Source organism: Streptomyces sp. NPDC029836 (genome assembly GCF_055574495.1).
The window spans coordinates 68808-91763 of record NZ_JBVHZI010000001.1 but is presented as its reverse complement, the minus strand read 5'-3'; the positions used below and the strand labels follow the sequence as shown (position 1 = coordinate 91763).

Sequence of the window (22956 nt, the reverse complement as noted above, 5' to 3'; positions counted from 1 at the left end):
AGAGGTTTCGAGCAGATGAGTGATCAGGTGGGCACAGGGGCCGACGTCGTCAGGCCGCTCCCGCAACTGCTGCGGGAGCACGCCCGGAGCCGCGGGGACAAGGTCGCCTTCCAGGACCGCCGGACCCGGCTGACCTACCGGGAGCTCGAACGCAGGACCGGGCGCCTGGCCGGGCATCTGGCGGGGCTCGGCGTGGCGCGGGGGGAGCGGGTGGCGATCCTGCTCGGTAACCGCGTCGAGGCGGTCGAGAGCCTGCTCGCGATCACCCGGGCGAGCGCGGTGGGCGTTCCCCTCGATCGGGCGTGCACGGAAGCGGAGTTGGCGCACCTGCTGGACGACAGCGGCGCCCGCGTGGTCATCACCGACCCCATCTGGCCCACGCGGTTACGTACGCTGCCGGCGGCCCGCCCCCGAACCGACCGTGGTGGTGACGGGAGACCCGCAGGGGAGCGGCGGCGCCGCACCACGGCCCCAGGACGCCGACCCATGGAGGGCCCGGGCAGCCGGCAGTCCCGCACCATCCGCAGGACCCCGCCGGAGTTCCGCTGCGCTACCAGGACCTGATCGGCACCGAACCGGCGACACCCGCCCCCGACGACCGCGGGTTGGACGACGTGGCCTGGCTGCTCCACACCTCCGGCTCGTCCGGCACCCCCAAGGGCGTACTGCTCACCCAGCGCAACCGCCTCGCGCCGGTGGCGGCCGGGCTCGTCGGTGTCCTCGGGTTGTCGCCGCAGGACCGACTGCTGTGGCCCCTGCCGCTGCACCACGCCATGAGCCAGGTGGTCTGCGTGGTGGGAGTGGCCGCGACCGGGGCGAGCGCCATGATCCCACCCCGGTTCACGGTGCCGGAGGTCCTCGCCGAACTACGCCGTACCGACGACCCGTACACCCTCCTCGGCGGGGTGCCGACCACGTACTCCGCCGGCGCGATCGAGCAATGGCTGACCGGCGCGTTCGGTCGATGACCCCGCGCGTGAGGTGAGAAGCCGCCGGATCGGGGTGATCGGCCCCGGCGCGCGCGCCGGCGAACCGTGCTCACCAGGGTGTCCCCGCCCTGCGGGCCGCGTTCCGTCCACGCGTGGGGTGTGCGGCGTCATGTCCGGCATGCGGCTTTCACCGCTGGACTTCCGCTCGATACGTGGCATCTCTTTGCTTGTCGGATCTTGCTCAACTTCACCCGGTCGGGATCAAATTGAGACAGGACCTACCAGGTGCAAACGTCCTAAGAAAGCGGCCCGACATGATCCACCGCACATACCCGGACGGTCAGCGGCCACGAACCGCGCGACGCGACCAGGGCGTCAGTACGGCGCCCGCACACAACGCTCCGGGCGACGCCCTGCTGTCCCTGCAGCGGGCGTTGCTGAACGTGCCCGCCGGCCACCACTTCTCGGACGCGCGGGTCCGCCGGCACGAGCGGCGCAACGCGCTGCACACGTTACGCGGGCTCATCCAGCTCGCCCGGCACGCGTCGGATCGGCCCGAGCTGGCATCCGAGTGGCCGGGCATCCCGCTCATCGGCATCTCCGAGCTCGTCGACCGGGTCGAAGACCCGCTGGTCCGGGCCCACTTGGTGGGCAAGATGCTCGCCACCACCGAGCGCGGGGTGCGGCTCGGGATCAGCGACCGCTCCCACCTGCCCACCCGACCGGACCTGGCCGGAGCGTTGGTCACCGTACTCGGCAACCTCGTCGACAACGCCACGGACGCCGTGTTGGACGGCCCCGGTACCGATCCGTGGATCGAGGTCTCCCTCCGTCAGGAACCGGCATCCGAAAACCGGTCCGGCACCGCGGGCGCCGTCGAACTGTGCGTGGCCGACAACGGGCCGGGCGTCGCCGGCGAGCTGCGGAACCGGATATTCACCCGCGGGTTCTCCACCAAGCCCGCTTCGCCGGAGCAGCGCCGGGGCCTGGGACTCGCACTCGTGAAGACCATCGCCGAGGAGCACGGAGGCTCGGTCGCGGTCGCCGACCGCCCGGGCGGGGGCTGCCTGTTCACCGTACGCATGCCGATGCCGATGCCGATGCCGACCTCCGGACGTCCGTCCGTGTCCGGTCGGCGGGGCGGGGAGGCCCGGTGATCGACGTACTCGTCGTCGACGACGACTTCTACGTTGCCAAGATCAACGCGCATTACGTGGCCGAGGTCCCCGGCTTCCGGGTCGCGGGGATCGCGCACAGCGCGGCGCCGGCGCTCGCCGCCGTCGAGCGGGGAGGCGTCGATCTGATCCTGCTCGATCAGCACCTGCCGAACCAGACCGGGCTGGACCTCACCCGCAAACTCCGGGCGCTGGGACTCGACGTCGACGTCATCATGGTCACGGCCGACCGACGGTCCGCCTCCGTGCGCGCCGCGCTGCGAGCGGGAGTCCTGCACTACCTCGTCAAACCGTTCACGATCGAAAGCCTGCGCGGCAAGCTGGAAGCCTACGCCCAGCTGCGCGCGGCGATCGACGACGCCGACGAGCTGGACCAGGCGCGCATCGACCGGGCGCTCGGCGCCCTGCGCGCGCCCCCCGCGTCCCGCGCCCTGCCCAAGGGGTATTCGGAGCGCACCGCCGAGCTGATCACCCACATCGTGTCGGCCGAGGACCGGCAGGTGTCCGCGCAGGAGGTCTCCGAGCGGGCCCGGATCAGCCGCTCGACGGCTCAGCGCTACCTGAAGTTCCTGTCGGAGACCGGCTCGGTGCGGCTGACCCTCCGGTACGGCGACAGCGGGCGGCCCGAGCACATGTACTCCGGGGCCTGAACCGCATTCCGGCGCCCGAATCGGCCGAGCTCATCCGCGGCGGTCGTTGGATCAATGGGAATTATCCGCTTTCCGCAGTCAAAGTGGTTTGTCGTCACAATCGGAGTGCGCCCGCGGTCATGTCCTAGCCTCCAGGAACCATCAGATTCGGAACCCGGGCCGGAATTCCCGTTCGGACTTCGGCGCCATCACGCGACAGGAAGCCGATCGGTGCTGAACCGCCTCCTCCCCCCGCCCGGGCCGGCTCGGATGCTCGCCGTCATCACCATGGTGATGAGCCTGGGTCAAGGCCTGTGGATAGCCATCAGCGTGCTCTACGCCGTGACGATCGTCCGCCTCACTCCGGGTGAGCTCGGGATCAGTCTCGGCGTGGCGGCCGCGCTCGTGCTCCTGTCCAGCATTCCCCTCGGACACCTGGCCGACCGGGCCGGGCCGCGTACGGTCCAGATGTGGTCGTTCCTCGCGCTCGCCCCGCTGACCGCGGTGCTCCTGCTGGTCGAGGGCTTCTGGGCCTACCTCGTCGTCACGTCCGTGCAGGGACTCGCCTACCGGGCGGGGAACAACGCCCGCAAGGCGATGATCGCGGCCAACGTGCCGCGGATCGACCGGGTGCGCGTCACGGCGCAGATCCGTGCCGCCATCAACGCGTCGGTCGCGGTCGGCGCCTGCCTGGCCGGTCTCGTGATCGCCTGGGGCGCTCCCGTCGGATACGGGGGCGCGCTCCTCTTCACCGCGCTCTGCTTCCTCGTCACGGGCCTGCTCACCGCCAAGGAACCGCCGGTGCCGCCGGTTCCGGCCTCCGCCGGTGCCGCCTTCGCGGTGCTCCGTGACGTACCGTTCCTGCTCTTCACCGCGCTGGACGGACTGCTCCTCACCCATGCGCTGTTGATCGACATCGTGCTTCCGCTGTGGGTCATCCAGCACACCGACGCGCCGCGGTGGATGGGCGCGGTGATCCTCGTCGTCAACACCGCTGTCGTCGTCGCGTTCCAGACGAAGGCGGTCCGGGGGACCGAGGATCCCAGGTCCGCCTCCTGGGCCGGTCTGCAGGGCGCGGGGTGCGTTGCCGCCGCCTGCGGGCTCTTCGCGCTGACCGGGGGAGCGGGGGCGGTGACCGCCTGCGTGCTGCTCGTCCTGGGCGCGCTGGTCCACGCCCTGGGCGAGATCCGGCAGGCGGCGGCGAGCTGGACCATCGTGTTCGGTCTGGCCCCCGATCACGCGCAGGGCCAGTACCAGGGGACCTACAAGATGGGCGGCGACCTGGGCAGGATCATGGCGCCGGCCGCCTTCACCTGGTTGATCATCGAACAAGGGGTCATCGGCTGGATCGTCCTGGCCGTGTCGTACGTCCTGCTGGGCGCGGCCATGCCGGTAGTCGTCGCCAGGGGGGTCCGCGAGCGCGGCGGCGACCGCCTGAATGCGTAATTCCGGAAAGATAAATGAGAAAAACGCTTCTTTCGTGCGTCAAGAGGGTCTAGAGGTTCATCGGCGCAAAGGCGCCGGCGCGGAATCGCGTTGCTAGCGTGGCCGAGTCCCGTCACCGACGCATTCGGATTTCCATGACCACAGCATTGAACACGCGTTTGGGCTCCGGTCTGCTTCGCCATGCGAGTGGGCATCCCGACCGCGTAGCCCTGACCATCGGCCGCCGCGACTACACCTACGAGGAGACCGCCCTCACCGCACGACGGTGGGCCGCCCTGCTCGTCGAAGCCGTCGGCGGCCGCCCCCGCAGGGTGGGCGTGTTCGCCCACCGCAGCGAAGCCTCCTACCTGGGCGTGGCCGCCGCACTGTTCGCGGGCGCCGCTTTCGTCCCGCTCAACCGCAAGTTCCCGGCCGACCGCACGCGTTCCATGCTCGAACGCGCCGACGTCGACGCCCTGATCGTCGACTCTGCGTCGTTGGAAGGCCTCGGCGGACTGCTGCGCGGCCTGCCGCGCAAGCCGGTCGTGCTGCTGCCCGACACCCTGCGCGGCAGGGCGGGGGACCTCGGCGACGACGTTCGGGTGCTGGACGCGGTCGACCTCGCCACGGCCGCTCCGCTGGAACCGGGCGGCCTGCCGCCGGTGTCGTCCGACGACATCGCCTACCTGCTCTTCACCTCCGGCAGCACCGGCGTGCCCAAGGGGGTTCCGGTCACCCACGGCAACGTGGGCGCCTTCCTGGAAGCCAACCAGGCGCGCTACCGACTGACGCCGGACGACCGGCTGACCCAGACCTTCGACCAGACCTTCGACCTGTCCGTCTTCGACCTCTTCATGGCCTGGGAGAACGGGGCACGGCTCTGCGCGATGGACCCCCTCGAAATCCTGGCGCCGTTCAAGTACCTGGAGCGCAACGGGATCACCGTCTGGTTCTCGGTGCCCTCCGTGGCCGCCGTGCTCCGCAAGCGCGGCGTGCTGGGACCGGGGACCATGCCCACCCTGCGGTGGAGCCTGTTCTGCGGGGAGGCGCTGCCGCGGGCCTCCGCCGAGGCCTGGCAGGCCGCGGCCCCGGGGTCGGTCGTGGAGAACCTGTACGGGCCGACGGAACTCACCATCGCCTGCACCGTGCACCGTTGGGATCCGACGACCGGTCCGGACGCCTGCGTCCACGACAACGTGCCCATCGGCCGTCCCTACCCCGGCCTGAGCACGCTGGTGGTGGACGAGCGGCTCGTTCCGGTGCCGGACGGTACGAGCGGGGAACTCTGCGTGGCCGGCCCGCAGACCACTCCCGGCTACTGGCGGGACCCCGAACTCACCGCGCAACGGTACTTCGCCCACCAGGGCCGTACCTACTACCGCACCGGGGACCTCGTACGGCTCCAGGCCGGCGAGTACGTCTGCCTCGGCCGCAACGACCAGCAGATCAAGGTCGGCGGCCACCGCGTCGAACTGGGCGAGATCGAGGCCGTGCTGCGCCGAGCGGGCGCCGTGGAGGCCGCCGCGATGCTGTGGCCGGACCAGGACACCCTCACCGCCGTGGTGACCGGGGAGGTCGACCCGGGCGCGCTGACCGAGGCGTGCGACGCCGCGCTGCCCGCCTACATGGTGCCGCGCTCGGTGCGCGTCGCCGAGGAACTGCCGGTCAACGGCAACGGGAAGGTCGACCGCGCCGCGTTGCGCCGGTGGCTCGACGAGACGGCCCCCGCACGTACCTGACATGACCGATGACCGCGCAGGAAGGGAAAGGCGAGCGACGTGAGCACCAGCGACGTGAGCAGCAACGACGTGAGCAGCAATGATGTGAGCGACGACGATGTGAGCAACGACGTGGGCCACGTCGAGCGACTCATCGCCCGGACCCTCGGCATCTCCGAGGACCGCGTCACGGAAGGACTCGAATACCAGTCGATCAGGGAGTGGGACTCCCTCGGACACGTGTCGCTGATGGTCGCCGTCGAGGGGGAGTACGGCGTCGAGGTCGACGACGAACTCATCCTGACGCTCCGCTCGGTGGCGGCCATCCGCGAGTTCGTCGCCGGTCACGCCCTCGCGGGCGACGACGCCGTCACACCGGCTCCCGAACGCCCGGGGCCGGTCACCGCACCTCTCCGGGACACCCCGCACCGAGGCCTGGAGGGGGTGGTGTTCGACGACACCGCCATCACCCACATCGACGGCGCCGAAGGAGTGCTGGAGTACCGCGGCTACAGCATCCACGACCTCGCCGGGCACGCCTCGTTCGAGGAGGTGGCTCACCTCCTCGTGTACGGCGAGCTGCCGGACGTCGCGTCCCTGGAGGTCTTCCGCAAACAGTTGGCCGCCGCCCGGGCCCTGCCGGCGCCCGTCCTCGACCTGATCCGCGCACTGGCGCACGCGCACCCCATGGAAGTGCTGCGCACCTGTGTCTCGGCCCTCGGGGCCTTCGGACCCCGTCGGACGCCCGGAACCGACGAGAGCTACGTCGAGGCGCGGGCCGCCGGAATCGAGCTGATCGCGCGGATCCCGATGATCGTCGCCGCCCACCACGCCCTCCGCAGCGGGCGGGAACCGTTGCAGCCGGCCGAGGACGCCTCGCACGCCGAGGCCTTCCTCACCGTACTGCTCGGGGAACGCCCCTCCCCGGCCGCGGTCCGCTTCATCGACAAGGGCTTCATCGTCCACGCCGACCACAGCTCCAACGCGTCGGCCTTCACCGCCCGCGTCGCCATCGGCTGCCGGGCCGGCATGACGGCCGCGCTCACCGCCGCCGTCGCCGCCTTCGCGGGATCCGTGCACGGCGGCGCCGCCGAGCGCGTCGTCGGCCTCATCGACGACGTGGGTTCCGCCGAGAACGCCGAGGCGCACGTGGCCGCGCTCCAGGGCCGCGGCGAACCGGTGATGGGGTTCGGTCACCGGGTCTACCGCACGGAGGACCCGCGCGTACGGCACCTGCGGGACACGGTCGTGGAGCTGAGCGAGGAGCGCGGCGACCGCCGCGGCCTCGACATCCTCGACGCGGTGGCCCGGGCCATGCGGCCCTACGGCCGGCACGGAGTCGCCGCCAACGTGGACCTCTACGCCGGGCTCGCCTACCGGCTGCTCGGCCTGCCCGACGACCTGGCGGTGCCGCTCTTCGTCGTGGGACGTACGCCGGGATGGGTGGCCCAAGCCCTGGAGCAGCAGGCGAACAACGTGCTGATCCGTCCGCTGCTGTCCTACACGGGGCCGCACGGTCGGACGTACCGGAACGTGGAGGAACGATGACGGACAGGGCCCCCGGAACGACCGGGCCCCGGGGACCGGCCGGCGGGAACGTACCGGTGGACCTGCCGGCCTTCGCGGCGGACCACGGCTTCGACCTCGGCGCCGTCCCCTACAGCGGACGCGTACTCCTCGAATCCCTGCTGCGTTCCGGCGATCCCGAACGGGCCGCGCTGCTGGGCAAGCGGCTGGCCCGCGGCGAGGAACCCGGCCTGGAGATGTCCTTCAGGCCCGCGCGGATCCTCGTACAGGACTACACCGGCATTCCGCTCCTCGTGGACCTGGCCGTCCTGCGGGACCGGGTGGCCGAGCCCGACCGGGTCAATCCCGCCCTGCCCATCGACGTCGTCGTCGACCACTCCGTCCAGACCGACTGGGCGGGCCGCCCGGACGCGCTCGCCCTGAACGAGGCACTGGAGATGGAGCGGAACCAGGAGCGCTACGCGTTCCTGAAATGGGCGGAACGTTCCTTCGAAGGGTTGCGCGTCACGCCTCCGGGGCGCGGCATCGTCCACCAGGTCAACCTGGAGCAGCTCGCCACCATCGTCGCGCAAGGCCCGGACGGCGTCCTCCTCCCGGACACCGTCATCGGTACCGACAGCCACACGACGATGGTCAACGGCCTCGGCGTGCTGGGCTGGGGCGTCGGCGGTCTGGAGGCCGAGGCGCAGATGTTGGGCCTGGCCCAGCCGCTGCGCGTACCGGAGATCGTGGGCGTCCGGCTCACGGGAGCGGTCAGTCCCGGCACCTCCTCCACCGACGTGGTGCTGACCCTGACGCGCAGGCTCCGCGAGGAGAACGTACGCGCCCTGATGCTGGAGTTCACCGGCCCGGGCGTCGCCGAGCTCACCGCGGCCGACCGCTGCACGATCGCCAACATGGCACCCGAGTACGGGGCGATGACCGCCTTCTTCCCGGTCGACGACGAAACCCTGGACTACTTGCGCCGCACCGGCCGATCCGGGACCGCGGTGGCCCGCGTACGGGACTACTGTCGCCGCCAGCGCCTCCTGCGCGACGGCGCGGAGCCGGTGTTCGGCCGGACCATCGACTTCGACCTCGCCGCGGTCGGCCCTAGCCTCGCCGGCCCCAGCAGGCCCGACCAGCGGATCTCCCTCGGGGAACTGCCCGCGTCCTTCGCCGCGGTGCACCCCGGCGAGGTCCGCACCGAGGACGGGGTGCGCGACGGCGACCTGGTGATCGCCTCCATCACCTCGTGCACCAGCACGTCCAACCCCAAGTCGATGCTGGCAGCCGGACTGCTGGCCCGTCGCGCGGTGGAGCGCGGCCTCACCGTCCCCGCGCACGTCAAGACGAGCCTGTCGCCCGGCTCCCGCGCCGTGACCCGCTACCTCCGGGACTCCGGACTCCTCGCGGACCTGGAGACACTGGGCTTCCACGTCGCCGGATACGGCTGCATGACGTGCAACGGCGGCAGCGGCCCCCTCAACCCCGGTGTCGGGGAAGCCGTCGACCGGGCCGGGCTGACGGTGGCCGCCGTCCTCAGCGGCAACCGGAACTTCGAGGCCCGCGTACACCCCCAAGTACGCGCGGGCTACCTGGCCTCCCCGGCGCTGGTCGTCGCCCTGGCGCTCGCCGGCAGCGTGCACGCCGACCTGGAGAACGAACCGCTCGGCACCGACCCGGAGGGCAACCCCTTCCACCTGCGCGACCTGTGGCCCCACAGCAGCGAACTCCAGCAGTTGGAGGACGCGTTCGTCACCCCGGAGGTGTTCGCGCGGGACGAGGAACCCGGCTCCTCCTGGGACGCGGTCCCGGTACCGCGGGGCACGGTGTTCCCCTGGGACGAGAACTCCACCTACATCAAGCCGCCCACCTACGTGGACCCGGCCCCGGCGCTCGGCTCGCTCACCGGCGCCCGCGCCCTGCTCGCCCTCGGCGACGACGTCAGCACCGACCACATCTCCCCGGTCGGCGCCATTCCGGCCGATTCGCCCGCCGGCCGGCACCTCACGGAGCACGGGGTCCGCGACTTCAACTCCTACGGGTCCCGCCGCGGCAACCACGAGGTCATGGCCCGGGGCGCGTTCAGCAATCCGAGGCTGCGCAACCGACTCGTCGGCGAGGGCGAGGGCGGCGGCACGACGCTGCACCTGCCCGACGGGGAACGCCTGCCCGTGTTCGAGGCCGCCGAACGCTACGCCGCCACCCGAACCCCGCTGATCGTCCTCGCCGGCCGCAGCTACGGCATGGGATCCTCGCGCGACTGGGCCGCCAAGGGACCCTGGCTGCTGGGCGTACGAGCCGTGCTCGCCGAAAGCTTCGAACGCATCCACCGGGCCAACCTGTGCGCGATGGGCATCCTCCCGCTGCTGCTGCCCGACGGTCAGGGCTGGGCGGACCTCGGCCTCACCGGGCGCGAGGAGTACTCCCTGGACCTCGACCGGGTACGGGAGACCGGCGGGGTACGGGTCGGCGCCGACGAGACGTCCTTCACCGTACGCGCCGACGTGCAGTCGGCGGGGGAGTGGGAGGTCCTCCTCGCCGGCGGGACGCTCCCGTACCTGCTCGGGCGGATGCGCGCCGAGGAGGGCGCGCGGTGAGCGTGCACCTCCTCGACCGGCTCGGGCTGCGCGGCGCGCTCGACACCGACGCGCTCACCGCCGGCACGAAGACCTTCGTGCCGGTCCACGTCGGGACCCGGGACGTACCCATCGGCACCGTCCTGGACGTCCTCGACCAGGAGCCGGGCCTGTTGCCCCCGCGCACCGGACACCTGGGCAACTGGCAGGACATCGTGGCGGGCCGCTCCGGTCCCATGGACTTCAACACGGCCGTCTGCGGCGGTGGTTACGGTTACCCGATGGTCTACGGATTCACCCGCACCGAGGCGGACACCCCGGGGGGCGACGAGGCCTACCAGCCCGGTTCGGTCATCGACCGGGGCCGCCGCCAGGTGCTGCCGCTGTTCACCTGGGACGGCACGGCCTTCGTCCGCCGTGACCGCTCCGAGCCGCTGTTCTGCCCGTTGGTGCAGACGGAGGTGGACGGGCAGCTCGTCCCGCTGGCCGAACTGCAATGGCGGCGGATGCTCGCCGTCCCGGGCTACCGCTTCGTCCAGTGGGCCGCCGTCATCACCGACAACGGCCCCCGCGTCACGGACATGCTCACCCTGCTCATCGAGCAGGCGCGGACACGGGAACGCAACCAGGCGCTCGTCGAACTGATCGGTCACGCGGTACGCCTCGACGGTCGCGTCGACCGCAGCGACCTGCGGGCCGACGGCGACGGATTCGTCCTGGACGGCTTCCGCTACCCCTCGGCCGGCGCCCTCGCCGAGGCGACGATGCTGACGGTGCGCGCCCTGGTGCGACCGCGGGAGTTCTTCGACCGGATGCCCGACCTGCCACCCGTGCTGCCCGTGATGTCGTTGCAGCTCACCAACGTGCTGTTCGGACTCCTGGACACCCACCACCCCGACACCGGGGTCGGAACTCCGGAGCACCCCTTCATCACCCACCTGCACTGGGGCGCCCGGGCCATGGCCGGCTGTCCGCCCCGCAGGAGCGGCTACCTGACCCGGCGCAGCATGGTCCGCTCGCTGCGGGCCATCACCGATCCACTGGTACGCCACTTCGACGTGGTGAACCCGACCGCGTTCGTCCTGCTCCCCGCGCAGGTGTTCATGCTGTGCCCGCCGAGTACGGCCGAGGCGGACGCCGAACGCCTCGCCGGGCTGTTCCGAGCCGTGTCGGGAGCCGCGCCCGAGGACGCCCACGCGACGACACTGACCTGGCTGGACGAGCACCGCGACGACCTGTCGGCGTACCTGCGGAGCCGGTTCCGCAGCTGGGCAGGGGTGCCCGCCGACGGGGACGTCCGCGAACCCTCCGTGCCGGTGGAGCCCGAGGGCTTCCGTTCCCTCACCTTCCGCCAGGCGTGCGCCGCGGTGGCGGCGTTCGAGGAGGTGCTGGGATGAAACTCGCCCACCACGAGGTCGTCATCGCCCTCAAGGAGCCCTTCCTCAGCAACACCGGCTCGACCACCCGGGTGCGCCAGAGCATCGTGACGCTGACCTGGGAGGGGATGGTCGGGCTCGGCACCGCCCGCAGCGCCGCTCCCGCGGACCTGGACGCCTGCGCACCCGTACTGGCCGGCGCCTCCCCGTTCGCCCTGCGCGCGGTGCTGGACCGGCTGGCACACGTGGGCCCCGCGGCCCTGTCCGCCGTGGACATGGCGCTCCACGACCTGCTGGGCAAGGCCTGCGGGCAGCCCCTGTACCGCCTCCTCGGCCTGGACGGGTTGCCGGCGGAACCCACCGCGAGGTCCATCGGAGCCTGTCCGGACGCCGAACTCGTCCGCAGGGCCGAAGAGCTCGCGCACTGGCCGATCCTCAAACTCAAACTCACCCCCGAGGACACCGGCCGTCGGGTGGAGGTGCTCCGCTCGGTCTACGACGGCCGCATCCGCGTGGACGGCAACGGTTCCTGGCCCCCCGACCGGGCCCTACGGGTCGCGGAGGAGATCCACCGGCACGGCGTCGAGATCTTCGAACAACCCGTCGCCCCCGGGTCCCCGGACGGCCTGCGCCACGTCCACGAGCGCTCTCCCGTACCGGTCTTCGCGGACGAGGACTGCCAGGGCCCCGAGGACGTCCTGAGGCTGAGCGGACGGGTCGCGGGCATCAACATCAAACTCGGCCAGTGCGGTGGTCTCGCGCGCGCCCGCGACATGATCGCACTGGCCCGCGGCTGCGGGCTGCGGGTCATGCTCGGCTCCAAGGTGGAGAGCGTCCTCGGTACGACCGCCATGGCGCAGCTGGCCGGACTCGTCGATCACCTCGACCTGGACGGCCCCCTCCTGCTCCGCGACGACCCGTTCACCGGCGTACGCGTCGATCACGGCCGGCTCGCCCTGCCGACGACGCCCGGCATCGGCGTCGCACCCCGTGAAACCCCCTACCGAGAGGACCGACATGCGGCTGCGCTGCGCAGTGCTCGATGACTTCCAGGACGTCGCCACGACGGTGGCCGACTGGAGCCCCGTACTGGACCGGGTCGACGTCACGGGATTTTCGCGGCACTTCGGGACCGAGGACGAACTGGTCGCGGCCGTCGTCGACTTCGACATCATCGTGACACTGCGCGAACGGGTGGCGTTCCCGGCCTCCCTGCTGGCGCGGTTGCCGAAGCTGCGGTTGCTGATCGCCTCCGGCATGCGCAACTCCGTGATCGACTACGCGGCGGCCGAGCGGCACGGCGTCACCGTGTGCGGCACGGGCAGCGCGTCCACCCCGCCGGTGGAGCTGACCTGGGCGCTGCTGCTGGGCCTCGCCCGCGGCATCGTCACCGAGAACAACGCCCTGCGCGGGGGCGGTCCCTGGCAGTCCACCGTCGGCGCCGACCTGCACGGCCGCCGCCTGGGCCTGCTGGGGCTCGGCAAGATCGGCAGCAAGGTCGCGCAGGTCGGCCTGGCCTTCGGCATGGAGGTGACGGCCTGGAGCCAGAACCTCACCAAGGAACGCGCCGACGAGGTCGGCGTCCGGGCAGCCTCCTCCAAGGAGGAACTCCTCACCGACAGCGACTTCGTCTCCCTGCACCTGGTGCTCGGCGACCGCACCCGAGGCCTGCTCGGAGCCCCCGAGCTGGCCCTCCTGAAGCCGACGGCCTACCTCGTGAACACCTCGCGCGCCGGCCTCGTCGACCAGGACGCGCTGCTCGACGCGCTGCACACCGGGCGCATCGCCGGCGCCGGCGTCGACGTCTTCGACACCGAACCGCTGCCCGCCGACCACCCGATGCGCACCGCTCCGCGGCTGCTGGCCACACCGCACCTGGGCTACGTGTCCCGGTCCAACTACCGCACGTACTACGGCCACGCGGTCGAGAACATCGAGGCCCACCTCGCCGGCACGCCCGTCCGTCGCCTCGGCTGACGCCCTTCCCTCCTGACCAGCCCCGCCCGTCCCCTTGGAGAACCACCGGTGAGCAGCACACCCCGCCGCATGATGAAGCTCGGCGCCTTCCTGCCCGCGCCCGGCCACCACGTCGCGGCCTGGCGCCATCCCGAGGCCCGCCCCGACGGCGGCCTCGACTTCGACTACTACCGCTCGCTCGTGCGGACCGCCGAGCGCGGAAAGTTCGACATGGTCTTCCTGTCCGACGGCGCGGGCGTCCGCACCAAGTACAAGGACGCCGACGAACTCAGCCGTCAGGGCCGCATGGTCCACTTCGAACCGATGACGCTGCTCTCCGCGCTCGCCGTCCACACCACCCACATAGGTCTGACGGCCACGTCGTCGACCACCTACAACGAGCCGTTCACGGTCGCCAGGCAGTTCGCCTCCCTGGACCACCTCAGCGCGGGCCGCGCCGGCTGGAACGTCGTCACCTCCGCCACCGACGCCGAGGCCAAGAACTACAACCTGGACCGACAGCCCGAGCACGCAGCGCGCTACCACCGCGCGCGCGAGTTCATGGAGGTCGTCACCGGCCTGTGGGACAGCTGGGAGGACGACGCCTTCCTCTACGACAAGGAGTCCGGGCGCTTCTTCGACCCCGAGAAGCTGCACATCCTCGGCCACCGGGGAGAGCACTTCTCGGTCAAGGGTCCGCTCAACCTGGCCCGCCCGCCCCAGGGCTACCCCGTCATCGTCCAGGCGGGTTCCTCCCCGGACGGCCAGGACTTCGCCGCCCGCTGGGCCGAGGTGGTCTTCACGGTGCAGCAGACCCTCGAATCGGCGCAGGCGTACTACCGCGGCCTGAAGGACCGGGTCGCGGACCACGGCCGCAACCCGGACGACGTGAAGGTGCTGCCCGGCGTGTTCATCGTCGTCGGCCGCACCCTCGCCGAGGCGGAGGACAAGTACGAGACCCTGCAGGCGCTGGTCGACCCGGTCGTGGGCCTGGGCATGCTCTCGTACCAGCTCGGCATGGTCGACCTCTCCGGCTACCCGTTGGACGGACCGCTGCCGGAACTCCCCGCGATCGAGGGCAGCACCAGCAAGCAGCAGACGATCTACGAGCAGGCCAGGCGCCAGGGCCTCAGCATCCGCGAGCTGTACTTGGCGGTAGCGGCGGGACGCGGCCACCGCTTCCTGCTGGGCACGCCCGACACCATCGCCGACCAGCTGGAGGACTGGTTCGCGAACGGAGCGGCCGACGGGTTCAACATCATGCCGGACTACCACCCCGGCGGGCTCGACGCGATCGTCGACCTCCTCGTGCCGGAACTCCGGCGCCGCGGGCTGGTGCGCACCGAGTACGAGGGCACCACGCTCCGGGAGAACCTCGGACTGCCCCGCCCGTCCCTCGGAGCGGCGGCGAGGACCGGCCGGTGACCGGCCCCAGCACCGACAGGACCGGGACGAGCACCGGCAGTACCGGCACGAGCACCGGCAGGACCGCGCCACGCACCCGGACCGGCAGGGCCGCGACCCGTCACCCACTCATCCCAGTCATCCCAGCGAGGACCTGAACCATGCCGAAAGTGCTACTGCTCTCCCGCCAGCCGCTCGCCACGCGCCCGCTGCACGACTGGTTGGACCACACCGCGGACGACATCGTGCTGGTGACGATGCCCAAAGCGGTGACGGGCGCGCAGGACGTGCTGGCCGAGCACTTCCCCCAGCACCTGATCGTCGACGACTACCACTCCTGGTCCGCGGAACGGGCGGCCGAGCAAGCCGCGCGCAGCCACGGGGTGGACCTCGTCGCGAGCAGCAGCGAGAACGACGTGCTGCGGGCCGCCCGGCTGCGGGCACGCCTCGGACTGCCCGGCCAGGGCGTCGCGTCGGCGACCGCCTACCGGGACAAGGTCGTGATGAAGCAACTGGTGGCGGCGGCCGGCATCGCGGTTCCCGCGTTCGCCCCGCTCGACAGCCCCGCGGACCTGCTGGACTTCGTGGAGGCCGAGGGGTACCCGGTGGTGGTCAAGCCCCGCTTCGGTGCCGGCGCCGCCGGCGTGTCGGTGCTGCGCGGCCCGCAGGACGTCACGGACTTCCTGGCGGGGGAGCGGACCTCGGACGTGCCCTACCTGCCGGGGCAGTGGATGGCCGAGTCCTTCGTCAGCGGCGACTTCTTCCACATCGACGGCATCATGCGCGACGGGCGGGTCGTGCACGCCTGGCCCGCGCAGTACACCAGCGGCTGCGCCGAGCGCATCCACGACGAACTGCACCTCGGCAGCGTGATGCTGGCGGCCGACGACGAGCGCACCGCCGTACTGGTCCGCATGGCGGCCGAGGTCGTGGCGGCGCTGCCCGCGGCTCCCCACCCGCTCGCCTTCCACCTGGAGGCGTGGATCGACGGCGCCGACGCCCCGGTGCTGTGCGAGATCGCCAGCCGGGCGGGCGGCGCGCTGATCGCGCAGGCCTACGAGCGGGCCTTCGGGGTCCAGCTCGCCCGCGAGGGCCTGCGGGGGCAGTGCGGCGCCGAACTGATCCTGACGGAACAGCCCTCGACCCCGGCCGCCCTGGTCGGCTGGGCCATGCTCCCCCCGGGACACGGGGAGTTCGTACCCCCCGCCGGGACGTGCCCGGTCCCCGGGACCCGGTTCGAGCTGCTGATGGAGGCGGGCTCCGAGGGCAAGGGCGTGACCCATCTCCTGGACTCGGCCGCCTCCCTGTTCGTCGAGGGACCGACCGCGGACTCCGCGCGCCGGCGCCTGATGGCGGCGATCGACTGGTGGAACGAGAACACGGCCTGGAAGTAGCCGACCCGCCCCCCACCCGAGAGGAACAAGGACCACCCTCATGTCTTCGTCCGAACACGTACTGGTCGTCGGCGCGGGCCGCGACTTCCCCGCCCGCATCCGCGACGCCCGCCCGGGTGCCAGGACCACGGTCATCTGTCAGCTGGGCTCGATCGCCAAGATCCGCCGACCGGGGGACAACGCACGGGTCCTGTGCCTGCGCGGTGACGCCCCCGATCAGGAATGGATCGACGTCGCCGCCGCCGCGCACGCCCACGACCCGTTCACCCGCATCGGTACCTTCGGGGAACGCGACCAGGACCGCTACGCGGCGATCTCCGACGCCCTCGGCCTGGGCGGCCACACCGCCCGGACGGTGGCAGTGGTGCACGACAAGCACGCGATGCGGGAGCGGCTGCGCGAGGCGGGCATCGACACCACCGCGTGCGCGCGGGTGGCCGATCCGGACGAACTGCGCTCCTTCGTGGAGGTGTACGGCACCCCGTGCGTGGTCAAACCGATCTCCAGCGCGGGCAGCGCGGGCGTCACGAAGGTGACGGACGGGACCGGGCTGGACGAGGCCTTCGAGCGCGCCCTCGGCAACCACCTCGGCCTGACCAACACGGGCGTCCTGGTCGAGGAGTTCCTGGAGGGACCGCAGTTCAGCGTCGAGGCGTTCTCCGAGGCGGGCGAACACGTCCTGGTGGCCGTCACGCGCAAGTACTCGGATCCGCGGACCTTCGTCGAACTCGGCCACGTCTGCCCGGCGTCGCTGCCCCGGGACGACGTCGCGGTCATCGAGGCGTACGTGTTCTCGGTGCTGGACGCACTCGACGTGGGGTTCGGGCCGACGCACACGGAGGTCGTCCTCACCCCCAAGGGACCGCGGCTGATCGAGACGCACGTCCGCATGGGCGGCGACATGATCCCGACGCTGACCCTGGAAGCGACCGGGGTGGACACGGACGACTGCACGGCACGCCAGACGCTCGGCGAAGCGGTGCTGCCGGGGATCCGCGCGCAGCTCGCGAAACCGGTGGAGGAGGTCCGTAGTTCCGCGATCTGGTTCGCCTCGGTGGAGTCCCGCGGCACGCTGGAGGAGATCCTCGGCCTGGAGCGGGCCCGAGCGCTCCCCCACGTGACGGAGGTGGACGCGATGGTCTCGCCCGGCGCACGGGTGGGGGAACTGGAGAGCTCGCTGTCGCGGGTGGCCTACGCCCGCGCCCTGGGGGCCACCGAGGAGGAAGCGGTCAGGGCGGCCCGGGAAGCGGTCGAGGGCCTGGAGTTCCGCATCCGGTCCGGGGCGCGGAACACCGACACGGTGTAGCGACGTACTGTGCCGCCGGTGCGCGGATGAACGTTCCGGTCATGGTTCCTGCTGGCCCCGCTGGACACCCGACGGGCCTCGGGGGCTCCGTGGGACGGTCTCCCGCGGACGGTGTGACGGTCAGGATGGCGCCCCACCGCTGAACGGCGAGCCGGCGTTCCCGTGGTCCGCGCAACGGGGTCGCGCCCTCGACTTCCGCCGCACCGGATCTCCAGCGGGATCGGTGATGCTTGTTCTGCGGCGCTGCCGTTCGCGGCCACGAGGCCGGCCACACCCCATTCTGCGACCGACCCCGGTCACGCACGACGAAGGGACACCACATCGATGCGCCTCCTCCTGATCGGTCCGCCCGGTGCCGGCAAGGGCACGCAAGCGGTGCGCCTCGCCGCCCACCTGTCGATCCCGCACATCTCCACCGGTGACCTGTTCCGCGAGCACATGGACCGGGGAACCGAACTCGGGCAGCTCGTCGGCACGCACATGCGCGCGGGCCTGCTGGTACCGGACGAGGTGACGATCGAGCTGCTCGACGAGCGTCTCGCCCGCCCGGACACCGAGCGCGGGTTCCTGCTGGACGGTTTTCCGCGCAATCGCGCCCAGGCGCACGAGTTGGACGGCATCCTGGCCGCCTCGGGGTCGCGCCTGGACGCCGTGCTCGACCTGGAGATTCCCGACGCGGAGGTGGTGGGCCGGATCGCCGGACGCCGGGTGTGCCGTCAGGACCGCGGACACGTCTTCCACGTCGAACACAGCCCACCCCAGGTGGCGGGAACCTGCACCGTCTGCGGGGGCGAGCTGTACCAGCGGGAGGACGACGGCGAGGCGACTGTGCGTAGGCGGCTGGCGGTTCATCACCGCGAGACGGCGCCGGTCCTCGACCACTACCGGGACCGGGGATTGGTGACCACCCTCTCCGCCCTCGGCCCGGTCGAGGAGGTCCTCGCCCGCGGGCTGGCCGCGATCGGCCGCAGCCGGGTCGACGTCGCAGGTGTCGCGAGCCACTGACCTGCCCGGGGAACGGGCGAGGGCCCGCCACCCACGGCGGACGTCGGTCGACCTCCGACGTCCGCCGTGCGGTGGAGGAAGCCGAGGAACCGGACGGCCGGGCATGATCAGGTCATGGACATGCCAAAGCAGCTGACACAGGCCGCCGAGGACGGCGACGCGCAGGCGGTGGCACGGCTGCTGGACGCGGGTGCCGACGCGGACGATCCGCACACGGATCGGCGTACCGCGCTTGAACTGGCGGTACGGGCGGGGCACCTGGAGGTCGTGAACCTGCTCCCTGCCGCCGGGGCCGATCCGCACCGGTGGACGGGTGAGTACAACGAGCTGACTCCGCTGCTCGACGCGGTACGCCGAGGTCACCTCGCCGTGGTGCAAGCGTTGCTCGACGCCGGCGCGCCGACCTGCGGTACCGGCGGAGAGCCTCAACGGGGAGCGGGCCCGCTCGTCATCATCGCCCAGGCGCCGCCCTGCACCGCGTACACGGTGAGCCCGCGGTTGACCGTGTCGCCGTTCCCGTCGAAGGCGACGCGGCCCGTGACACCGTCGAAGGACTGTCGGGCCACGGCTTGCGGCAGTTTCGCCCGGCTGTCGGAGGGGAGGGCGCCGCCGTTGGCCGCCGCGACGGCCTTCACCGCCTCGATCAGGCTCCACGTCGCGTCGTAGGCGTAGGGGCCGTACCAGCCGGCGGCCTCCGGGTAGCCCGCGTTCCGGTATCGGGCCAGGAAGTCCTGCCCCGCCGCCGATTCCTCGGCGGGTGCGCCGATGTTGGTCGCGAGGTCGCCCTCCGCCTTCGGGTTCGCCGTCAGGTACTGCTGGTCGAAGATGCCGTCGCCGCCCATCAGGGGCACGGTCACCCCCGCCTGCTTGAGCTGCTGGGAGAGCCGTCCCGCGGTGTCGTAGTAGCCGCCGAAGTAGACGGCGTCGGCCCCCGAGGACCGCGCCCGCGCGGCAAGCCCCGCGAAGGTGAGTTCCGCGGGATGCACCTGCTCGGTACCGACGACGGTCCCGCCGAGCTTCGTGAACTCGGTGGTGAAACCCTTGGTGAGGGTGGTGCCGTGGGCGCTCGTGTCGTCCACCACGTAGACCTTGGTCTTCTTCGCCTTGCCGTGCAGGTACTGGGCGGCCATCGGCCCCTGGTCGATGTCCGTCGTGACGGTGCGGAAGTACGTGGAGTAGGGGCGGGACGTGGTACCCGCGGCCCAGTGGGGGCCCAGCGTCAGCACGGGGTTGGTGTTGGACGGGGAGACGACGGCCATGCCCGCCCGCGCCAACGGCGGCACCAGGGTCTGGGCGACGCCCGAGTTGAAGGGGCCGACGACGCCGAGCACCTTCTCGTCCGAGACGAACCGGGCCGCGTTCGCTTCGCCCCGGGCGGGGTCGGCCACATCGTCCAGGGCCTTGATCTCGAAGGTCACGCCGGGGACGTGTCGGGTTTCGTTCGCGGTCCTGACCGCGAGGTCGGCGGAGTTCTTGATGCCGACCCCCATCGCGGACATCCCGCCGCTGAGCGGTGCGTCCACGCCGATCACCACCGTGACGGAAGACTCCGCCTTGCCGTCGCCGGCCGCCCCGCCTCCGCCGGGCGCGTCCTCGTCCCCGGTGAGCGTCCAGGTCAGAACGGAACCGGCGGCGAGGGTGGCCAACGCCGCGCCCAACACCACCGAGCGCCGGGTGAGTGCGCCCCGGCGGGCGGACGTACGGCTGCCGGTGCCCAGCTTCGTGGCCGGCATTCCGAGCGTGACGGGATCGCCTGCCGGAGGTACGGGTACGCGAGGGTCGGACGGCCGGTCCGGCGCGGGTACGGGAGGCTCGGACGGCCGGTCCGGCACGGGACGCCGCGGCGCGTCCGCGGCGGAACCGGCATCCAGGACCGTGGCGGTCCGGGGCGCGGGGGTTCCCGGCGGCGCCTCCTCCGGCGCGCTCGGAACGGAGTCGGACCCCGCCGAACCGTCCGGGACCGGAGCGGAACCGGTCCCCGCCGAACCGTCCGGGGCCGGAGGGGGAGTCACCGTCGGCCCGGAGGCCCGCAGCACCGATGCCAGCATCCGCGCCGCCTCCGCCGCGCCCACGCGTTCCGCCGGATCCTTGGTGAGGAGCGCGTCCAGCAGGGGCGCCAGCGGTCCCGCGTGGACCGGCGGCTGGTGGGGGCGGGTGAAGACGGCCACCGCGAGGGCGTGCAGCCCCTCCGCGGCGAACGGCGGGTGCCCCTCGACCGCGTGGTAGAGCGTGGCGCCGAGCGCCCACAGGTCGTTGGCCGGGGTCGGACGCTTGCCCTCCAACTGCTCCGGAGGCATGTACTGGGGCGTTCCGATGACGATCCCGCTGTGGCTCAGCTTGGTCGTGGCGTCGGCGAGGTGGGCGATGCCGAAATCGGTGAGGACGACGCGGTCCTTGGCCAGGAGCACGTTGTCCGGCTTGATGTCGCGGTGGATGATCCGTGCCGCGTGCGCCTCGGTGAGCGCGTCGAGCACGGCCGCGCCGATCTCGGCCACCCGCTGCACGGGCAGTCGGCCCCGGCCGCGCAGGGCCGCGGCGAGGGATTCCCCGCGGATCAACTCCATGACGATGACGGGGGATCCGTGATGCTCCACGACATCGTGGATGGTGATGATCCCGGGGTGGCTGAGAGTGACCGCTGCCCGCGCCTCGCCGGTGAACCGCCTCAACAACGCGGCGCGGTCGCCGTCGTCCATCCCCGGGGGGAAGAGGATTTCCTTGACGGCGACCTCACGGTCGAAGAGCTGCTGGTCAAGGCCACGCCACACCCGGCCCATACCGCCCTGGCCGATGCGTTCGACGAGCTGGTACCGGCCGGCGATGAGTTCGGAATTCTGCTCGGTCACGCGCACACTCTAGGTCCTGATGAGCCGGTCGGGTGACGAAAGAAGTGGCTTGATCAGGCACCCGACGACGTGGACGCCCAGTACGGGCCCAGCGCGCCGGATGGGGGCGACCCGCGGCGTCGCCCGACGTCAGCGGTGTTCGGCGGCCATGGCGTCGAAGGTCTCCCGCATCATCCGGTCGATGGCTCCGGGCCGGCCGATCAGGGAATCGAACAGGTCGGCTAGCGTCCACAGCACGAGGCCGTGCACCAGAGCCTCCTCCGGCGGAACCGGCCCGTACCCGTCGCGCCACGCCACGGTGTCCATGCCCATCGCGGCGGCCATGAGGACACCGGTGACCATCGGCACCTGAGCCGGGTCCGCCGTCTCGAAAGCGGGAAGTCTCCGGATCACGGCGGGGATCAGATCGCTGAGAGGATCCAACCGGTTCTCGCCACCGGCTTGTTCGGCGATCAGGTACCCGGTCAGCACGCCCACCAGGAAGACCGTGCCCCGGGACACCTCCTCGCGCCCGTACGCCTCCACAGCGGCCCCGATCCGCCGCCGCGCCTCCTGACGCTCCTCGGCCGGTGTCCGCTTCTCCAGGACACGGTACGAGTCCCACGCCGCACGGATCGCCTCGTCCACGACTACGCCTTCATTGGTCATGGAGCGACGGTATGCGAGACGAGGCACCGGCCGGGACCGCGCTCCGGCGTCCCGGACGTGGCGGTCACGCCACGAACCACTCTTCCTGCGGTCGCCGGGACGGTGATGTTGCCGTTCCGGCAACTTCCGTAGGCCCCCGGCACGGTCCGACGCATCATCGACGGCGCGCCCTCCCCTCCCGGGACGGGTCGGACGGACGTTTCGTGCTTCGGCACGACACGACGAGCAACAGGAGGATTCCGGTGACGGAAAACGACGGGCACGGCCGAGACGGCGGGCACGACGAGGAGGCGGCGGACACGATGTTCGAGCCGGCGGGCTGGGACGAGCGGTACGCGGGACAGGAACGGTTCTGGAGCGGTGAGCCCAACCCGCAGCTGGTCGCCGCCGCCGCCCGTCGGACGCCGGGGACCGCGCTCGACGTCGGATGCGGTGAGGGCGGTGACGTCGTCTGGCTGGCGGGCCAAGGCTGGCGCGTGACGGGGGCCGACTTCTCCGCCGAAGGCCTCGCCCGCGCCGCCCGCCACACCGAGCAGGCCGGCGTGGCCGACCGCGTCGACTGGTGGCAGGTGGATGCCCGGACCTTCGACGCCGGTGGCCGTTCCTACGACCTGGTGACCAGCCACTACCTGCACGCCCCCGACGGAGGCATGGTCGAGGTGACCCGCCGGCTCGCGACGGCCGTCGCCCCCGGTGGCCTGCTCCTGATCGTCGGGCACGCGCCGTCCCACGTGTTCTCGCACCTCTCCGCGAGCCACCGTACGGCGATGTTCCTGGCGGCGGACCTCCTCCCCGGCCTGCCCGACGGCTTCGAGCCCGTCGTCGTGGAACAGCTCGCCCGCACCCTCAAGCGGGACAGCGGCCCGATCGAAGCCGAGGACTCGGTCCTGCTCGCCCGCCGCACCGGCCACTGACGCCGGCGGCTCCGGCAGCGTCATCCGGCTCCGGGTTCGACGGCCGTGAGGGTGGTGGTACCCGCCGACAACGCGGCCGGTCGTGGTCCTCGGTACGGCGTGGCGTCCATCGCCTCACGCCCGGCCGACACGGGCCCCGCCAC

The 22956-nt window shown here is 71.8% G+C and carries 18 protein-coding genes and 1 pseudogene; 17 read left to right on the top strand and 2 right to left on the bottom strand.

Annotation, left to right across the window (positions count from 1 at the left end; translation table 11 throughout):
• Window positions 1-15 precede the first annotated feature (15 nt).
• From ACZ4XJ_RS00455 to ACZ4XJ_RS00380, 16 genes and pseudogenes are all read left to right on the top strand, one after another.
• Entirely contained in the window at window positions 16-564 is a 549-nt protein-coding gene (locus tag ACZ4XJ_RS00455) for an AMP-binding protein (RefSeq protein ID WP_468494769.1), read from the top strand.
• A complete protein-coding gene (locus ACZ4XJ_RS00450) occupies window positions 546-968 on the top strand; it encodes an AMP-binding protein (protein ID WP_468495427.1) in 423 nt (140 codons plus the stop codon). The genes ACZ4XJ_RS00455 and ACZ4XJ_RS00450 overlap by 19 nt, the downstream gene beginning before the upstream one ends.
• Before the next feature lie 275 nt (window positions 969-1243).
• Window positions 1244-2086, top strand: a complete 843-nt coding sequence (locus ACZ4XJ_RS00445) for a sensor histidine kinase (protein WP_468494768.1) — start codon at window positions 1244-1246, stop codon at window positions 2084-2086.
• Window positions 2083-2754: a response regulator gene (locus tag ACZ4XJ_RS00440; protein WP_362881286.1), complete on the top strand. Its 672-nt coding sequence runs from the start codon at window positions 2083-2085 to the stop codon at window positions 2752-2754. Before ACZ4XJ_RS00445 ends, ACZ4XJ_RS00440 begins: the two co-directional genes overlap by 4 nt.
• 210 nt (window positions 2755-2964) lie before the next feature.
• Entirely contained in the window at window positions 2965-4179 is a 1215-nt protein-coding gene (locus ACZ4XJ_RS00435) for an MFS transporter (protein ID WP_468494767.1), read from the top strand.
• A 134-nt stretch (window positions 4180-4313) separates the two neighbouring features.
• Window positions 4314-5897 (top strand): amino acid adenylation domain-containing protein, encoded by a 1584-nt coding sequence (locus tag ACZ4XJ_RS00430; protein WP_468494766.1) that lies wholly within the window; start codon window positions 4314-4316, stop codon window positions 5895-5897.
• Window positions 5898-5936: 39 nt separating this feature from the next.
• A complete protein-coding gene (locus ACZ4XJ_RS00425) occupies window positions 5937-7424 on the top strand; it encodes a citrate/2-methylcitrate synthase (RefSeq protein WP_362881280.1) in 1488 nt (495 codons plus the stop codon).
• Window positions 7421-9985, top strand: coding sequence for an aconitate hydratase AcnA (gene acnA / locus ACZ4XJ_RS00420; protein WP_468494765.1), 2565 nt, complete (start codon window positions 7421-7423; stop codon window positions 9983-9985). The genes ACZ4XJ_RS00425 and acnA overlap by 4 nt, the downstream gene beginning before the upstream one ends.
• Window positions 9982-11361: a DUF6025 family protein gene (locus ACZ4XJ_RS00415; RefSeq protein ID WP_468494764.1), complete on the top strand. Its 1380-nt coding sequence runs from the start codon at window positions 9982-9984 to the stop codon at window positions 11359-11361. Before acnA ends, ACZ4XJ_RS00415 begins: the two co-directional genes overlap by 4 nt.
• On the top strand, window positions 11358-12386 hold the full coding sequence (locus ACZ4XJ_RS00410; protein ID WP_468494763.1) for a mandelate racemase/muconate lactonizing enzyme family protein: 1029 nt from the start codon (window positions 11358-11360) through the stop codon (window positions 12384-12386). Before ACZ4XJ_RS00415 ends, ACZ4XJ_RS00410 begins: the two co-directional genes overlap by 4 nt.
• Entirely contained in the window at window positions 12358-13317 is a 960-nt protein-coding gene (locus tag ACZ4XJ_RS00405) for a D-2-hydroxyacid dehydrogenase family protein (RefSeq protein ID WP_468494762.1), read from the top strand. Before ACZ4XJ_RS00410 ends, ACZ4XJ_RS00405 begins: the two co-directional genes overlap by 29 nt.
• Window positions 13318-13365: 48 nt before the next feature.
• Complete coding sequence (locus tag ACZ4XJ_RS00400) at window positions 13366-14721, top strand: LLM class flavin-dependent oxidoreductase (RefSeq protein ID WP_362881271.1); 1356 nt, start codon at window positions 13366-13368, stop codon at window positions 14719-14721.
• 140 nt (window positions 14722-14861) lie between these two features.
• On the top strand, window positions 14862-16094 hold the full coding sequence (locus tag ACZ4XJ_RS00395) for an ATP-grasp domain-containing protein (protein ID WP_468494761.1): 1233 nt from the start codon (window positions 14862-14864) through the stop codon (window positions 16092-16094).
• Window positions 16095-16134: 40 nt separating this feature from the next.
• On the top strand, window positions 16135-17400 hold the full coding sequence (locus ACZ4XJ_RS00390; protein WP_468494760.1) for an ATP-grasp domain-containing protein: 1266 nt from the start codon (window positions 16135-16137) through the stop codon (window positions 17398-17400).
• A gap of 324 nt (window positions 17401-17724) precedes the next feature.
• On the top strand, window positions 17725-18405 hold the full coding sequence (locus ACZ4XJ_RS00385; RefSeq protein ID WP_468494759.1) for an adenylate kinase: 681 nt from the start codon (window positions 17725-17727) through the stop codon (window positions 18403-18405).
• A gap of 114 nt (window positions 18406-18519) precedes the next feature.
• Window positions 18520-18795: pseudogene (locus tag ACZ4XJ_RS00380) on the top strand (ankyrin repeat domain-containing protein); the annotation flags it as partial.
• Between the two features lie 35 nt (window positions 18796-18830).
• Here the strand turns inward: ACZ4XJ_RS00380 and ACZ4XJ_RS00375 are convergent.
• Both ACZ4XJ_RS00375 and ACZ4XJ_RS00370 read right to left on the bottom strand, forming a co-directional pair.
• Window positions 18831-21251 carry a bifunctional serine/threonine-protein kinase/ABC transporter substrate-binding protein gene (locus tag ACZ4XJ_RS00375; RefSeq protein WP_468494758.1) on the bottom strand — a complete coding sequence of 807 codons (2421 nt, stop codon included), beginning with the start codon at window positions 21249-21251 and terminating at the stop codon, window positions 18831-18833.
• A gap of 129 nt (window positions 21252-21380) precedes the next feature.
• A complete protein-coding gene (locus ACZ4XJ_RS00370) occupies window positions 21381-21899 on the bottom strand; it encodes a hypothetical protein (RefSeq protein WP_468494757.1) in 519 nt (172 codons plus the stop codon).
• Between the two features lie 242 nt (window positions 21900-22141).
• On the opposite strand from ACZ4XJ_RS00370, the gene ACZ4XJ_RS00365 reads away from it, so the two are divergent.
• Entirely contained in the window at window positions 22142-22813 is a 672-nt protein-coding gene (locus tag ACZ4XJ_RS00365) for a class I SAM-dependent methyltransferase (RefSeq protein WP_468494756.1), read from the top strand.
• The last annotated feature ends 143 nt before the right edge of the window (window positions 22814-22956 follow it).

Bases quoted from the DNA above. Each gene is read 5' to 3' on its own strand.
- ACZ4XJ_RS00455 (WP_468494769.1), top strand. From the start codon at position 16: ATGAGTGATCAGGTGGGCACAGGGGCCGACGTCGTCAGGCCGCTCCCG.
- ACZ4XJ_RS00445 (WP_468494768.1), top strand. From the start codon at position 1,244: ATGATCCACCGCACATACCCGGACGGTCAGCGGCCACGAACCGCGCGA.
- ACZ4XJ_RS00430 (WP_468494766.1), top strand. From the start codon at position 4,314: ATGACCACAGCATTGAACACGCGTTTGGGCTCCGGTCTGCTTCGCCAT.
- acnA (WP_468494765.1), top strand. From the start codon at position 7,421: ATGACGGACAGGGCCCCCGGAACGACCGGGCCCCGGGGACCGGCCGGC.
- ACZ4XJ_RS00410 (WP_468494763.1), top strand. From the start codon at position 11,358: ATGAAACTCGCCCACCACGAGGTCGTCATCGCCCTCAAGGAGCCCTTC.
- ACZ4XJ_RS00405 (WP_468494762.1), top strand. From the start codon at position 12,358: ATGCGGCTGCGCTGCGCAGTGCTCGATGACTTCCAGGACGTCGCCACG.
- ACZ4XJ_RS00395 (WP_468494761.1), top strand. From the start codon at position 14,862: ATGCCGAAAGTGCTACTGCTCTCCCGCCAGCCGCTCGCCACGCGCCCG.
- ACZ4XJ_RS00390 (WP_468494760.1), top strand. From the start codon at position 16,135: ATGTCTTCGTCCGAACACGTACTGGTCGTCGGCGCGGGCCGCGACTTC.
- ACZ4XJ_RS00385 (WP_468494759.1), top strand. From the start codon at position 17,725: ATGCGCCTCCTCCTGATCGGTCCGCCCGGTGCCGGCAAGGGCACGCAA.
- ACZ4XJ_RS00370 (WP_468494757.1), bottom strand. From the start codon at position 21,899: ATGACCAATGAAGGCGTAGTCGTGGACGAGGCGATCCGTGCGGCGTGG.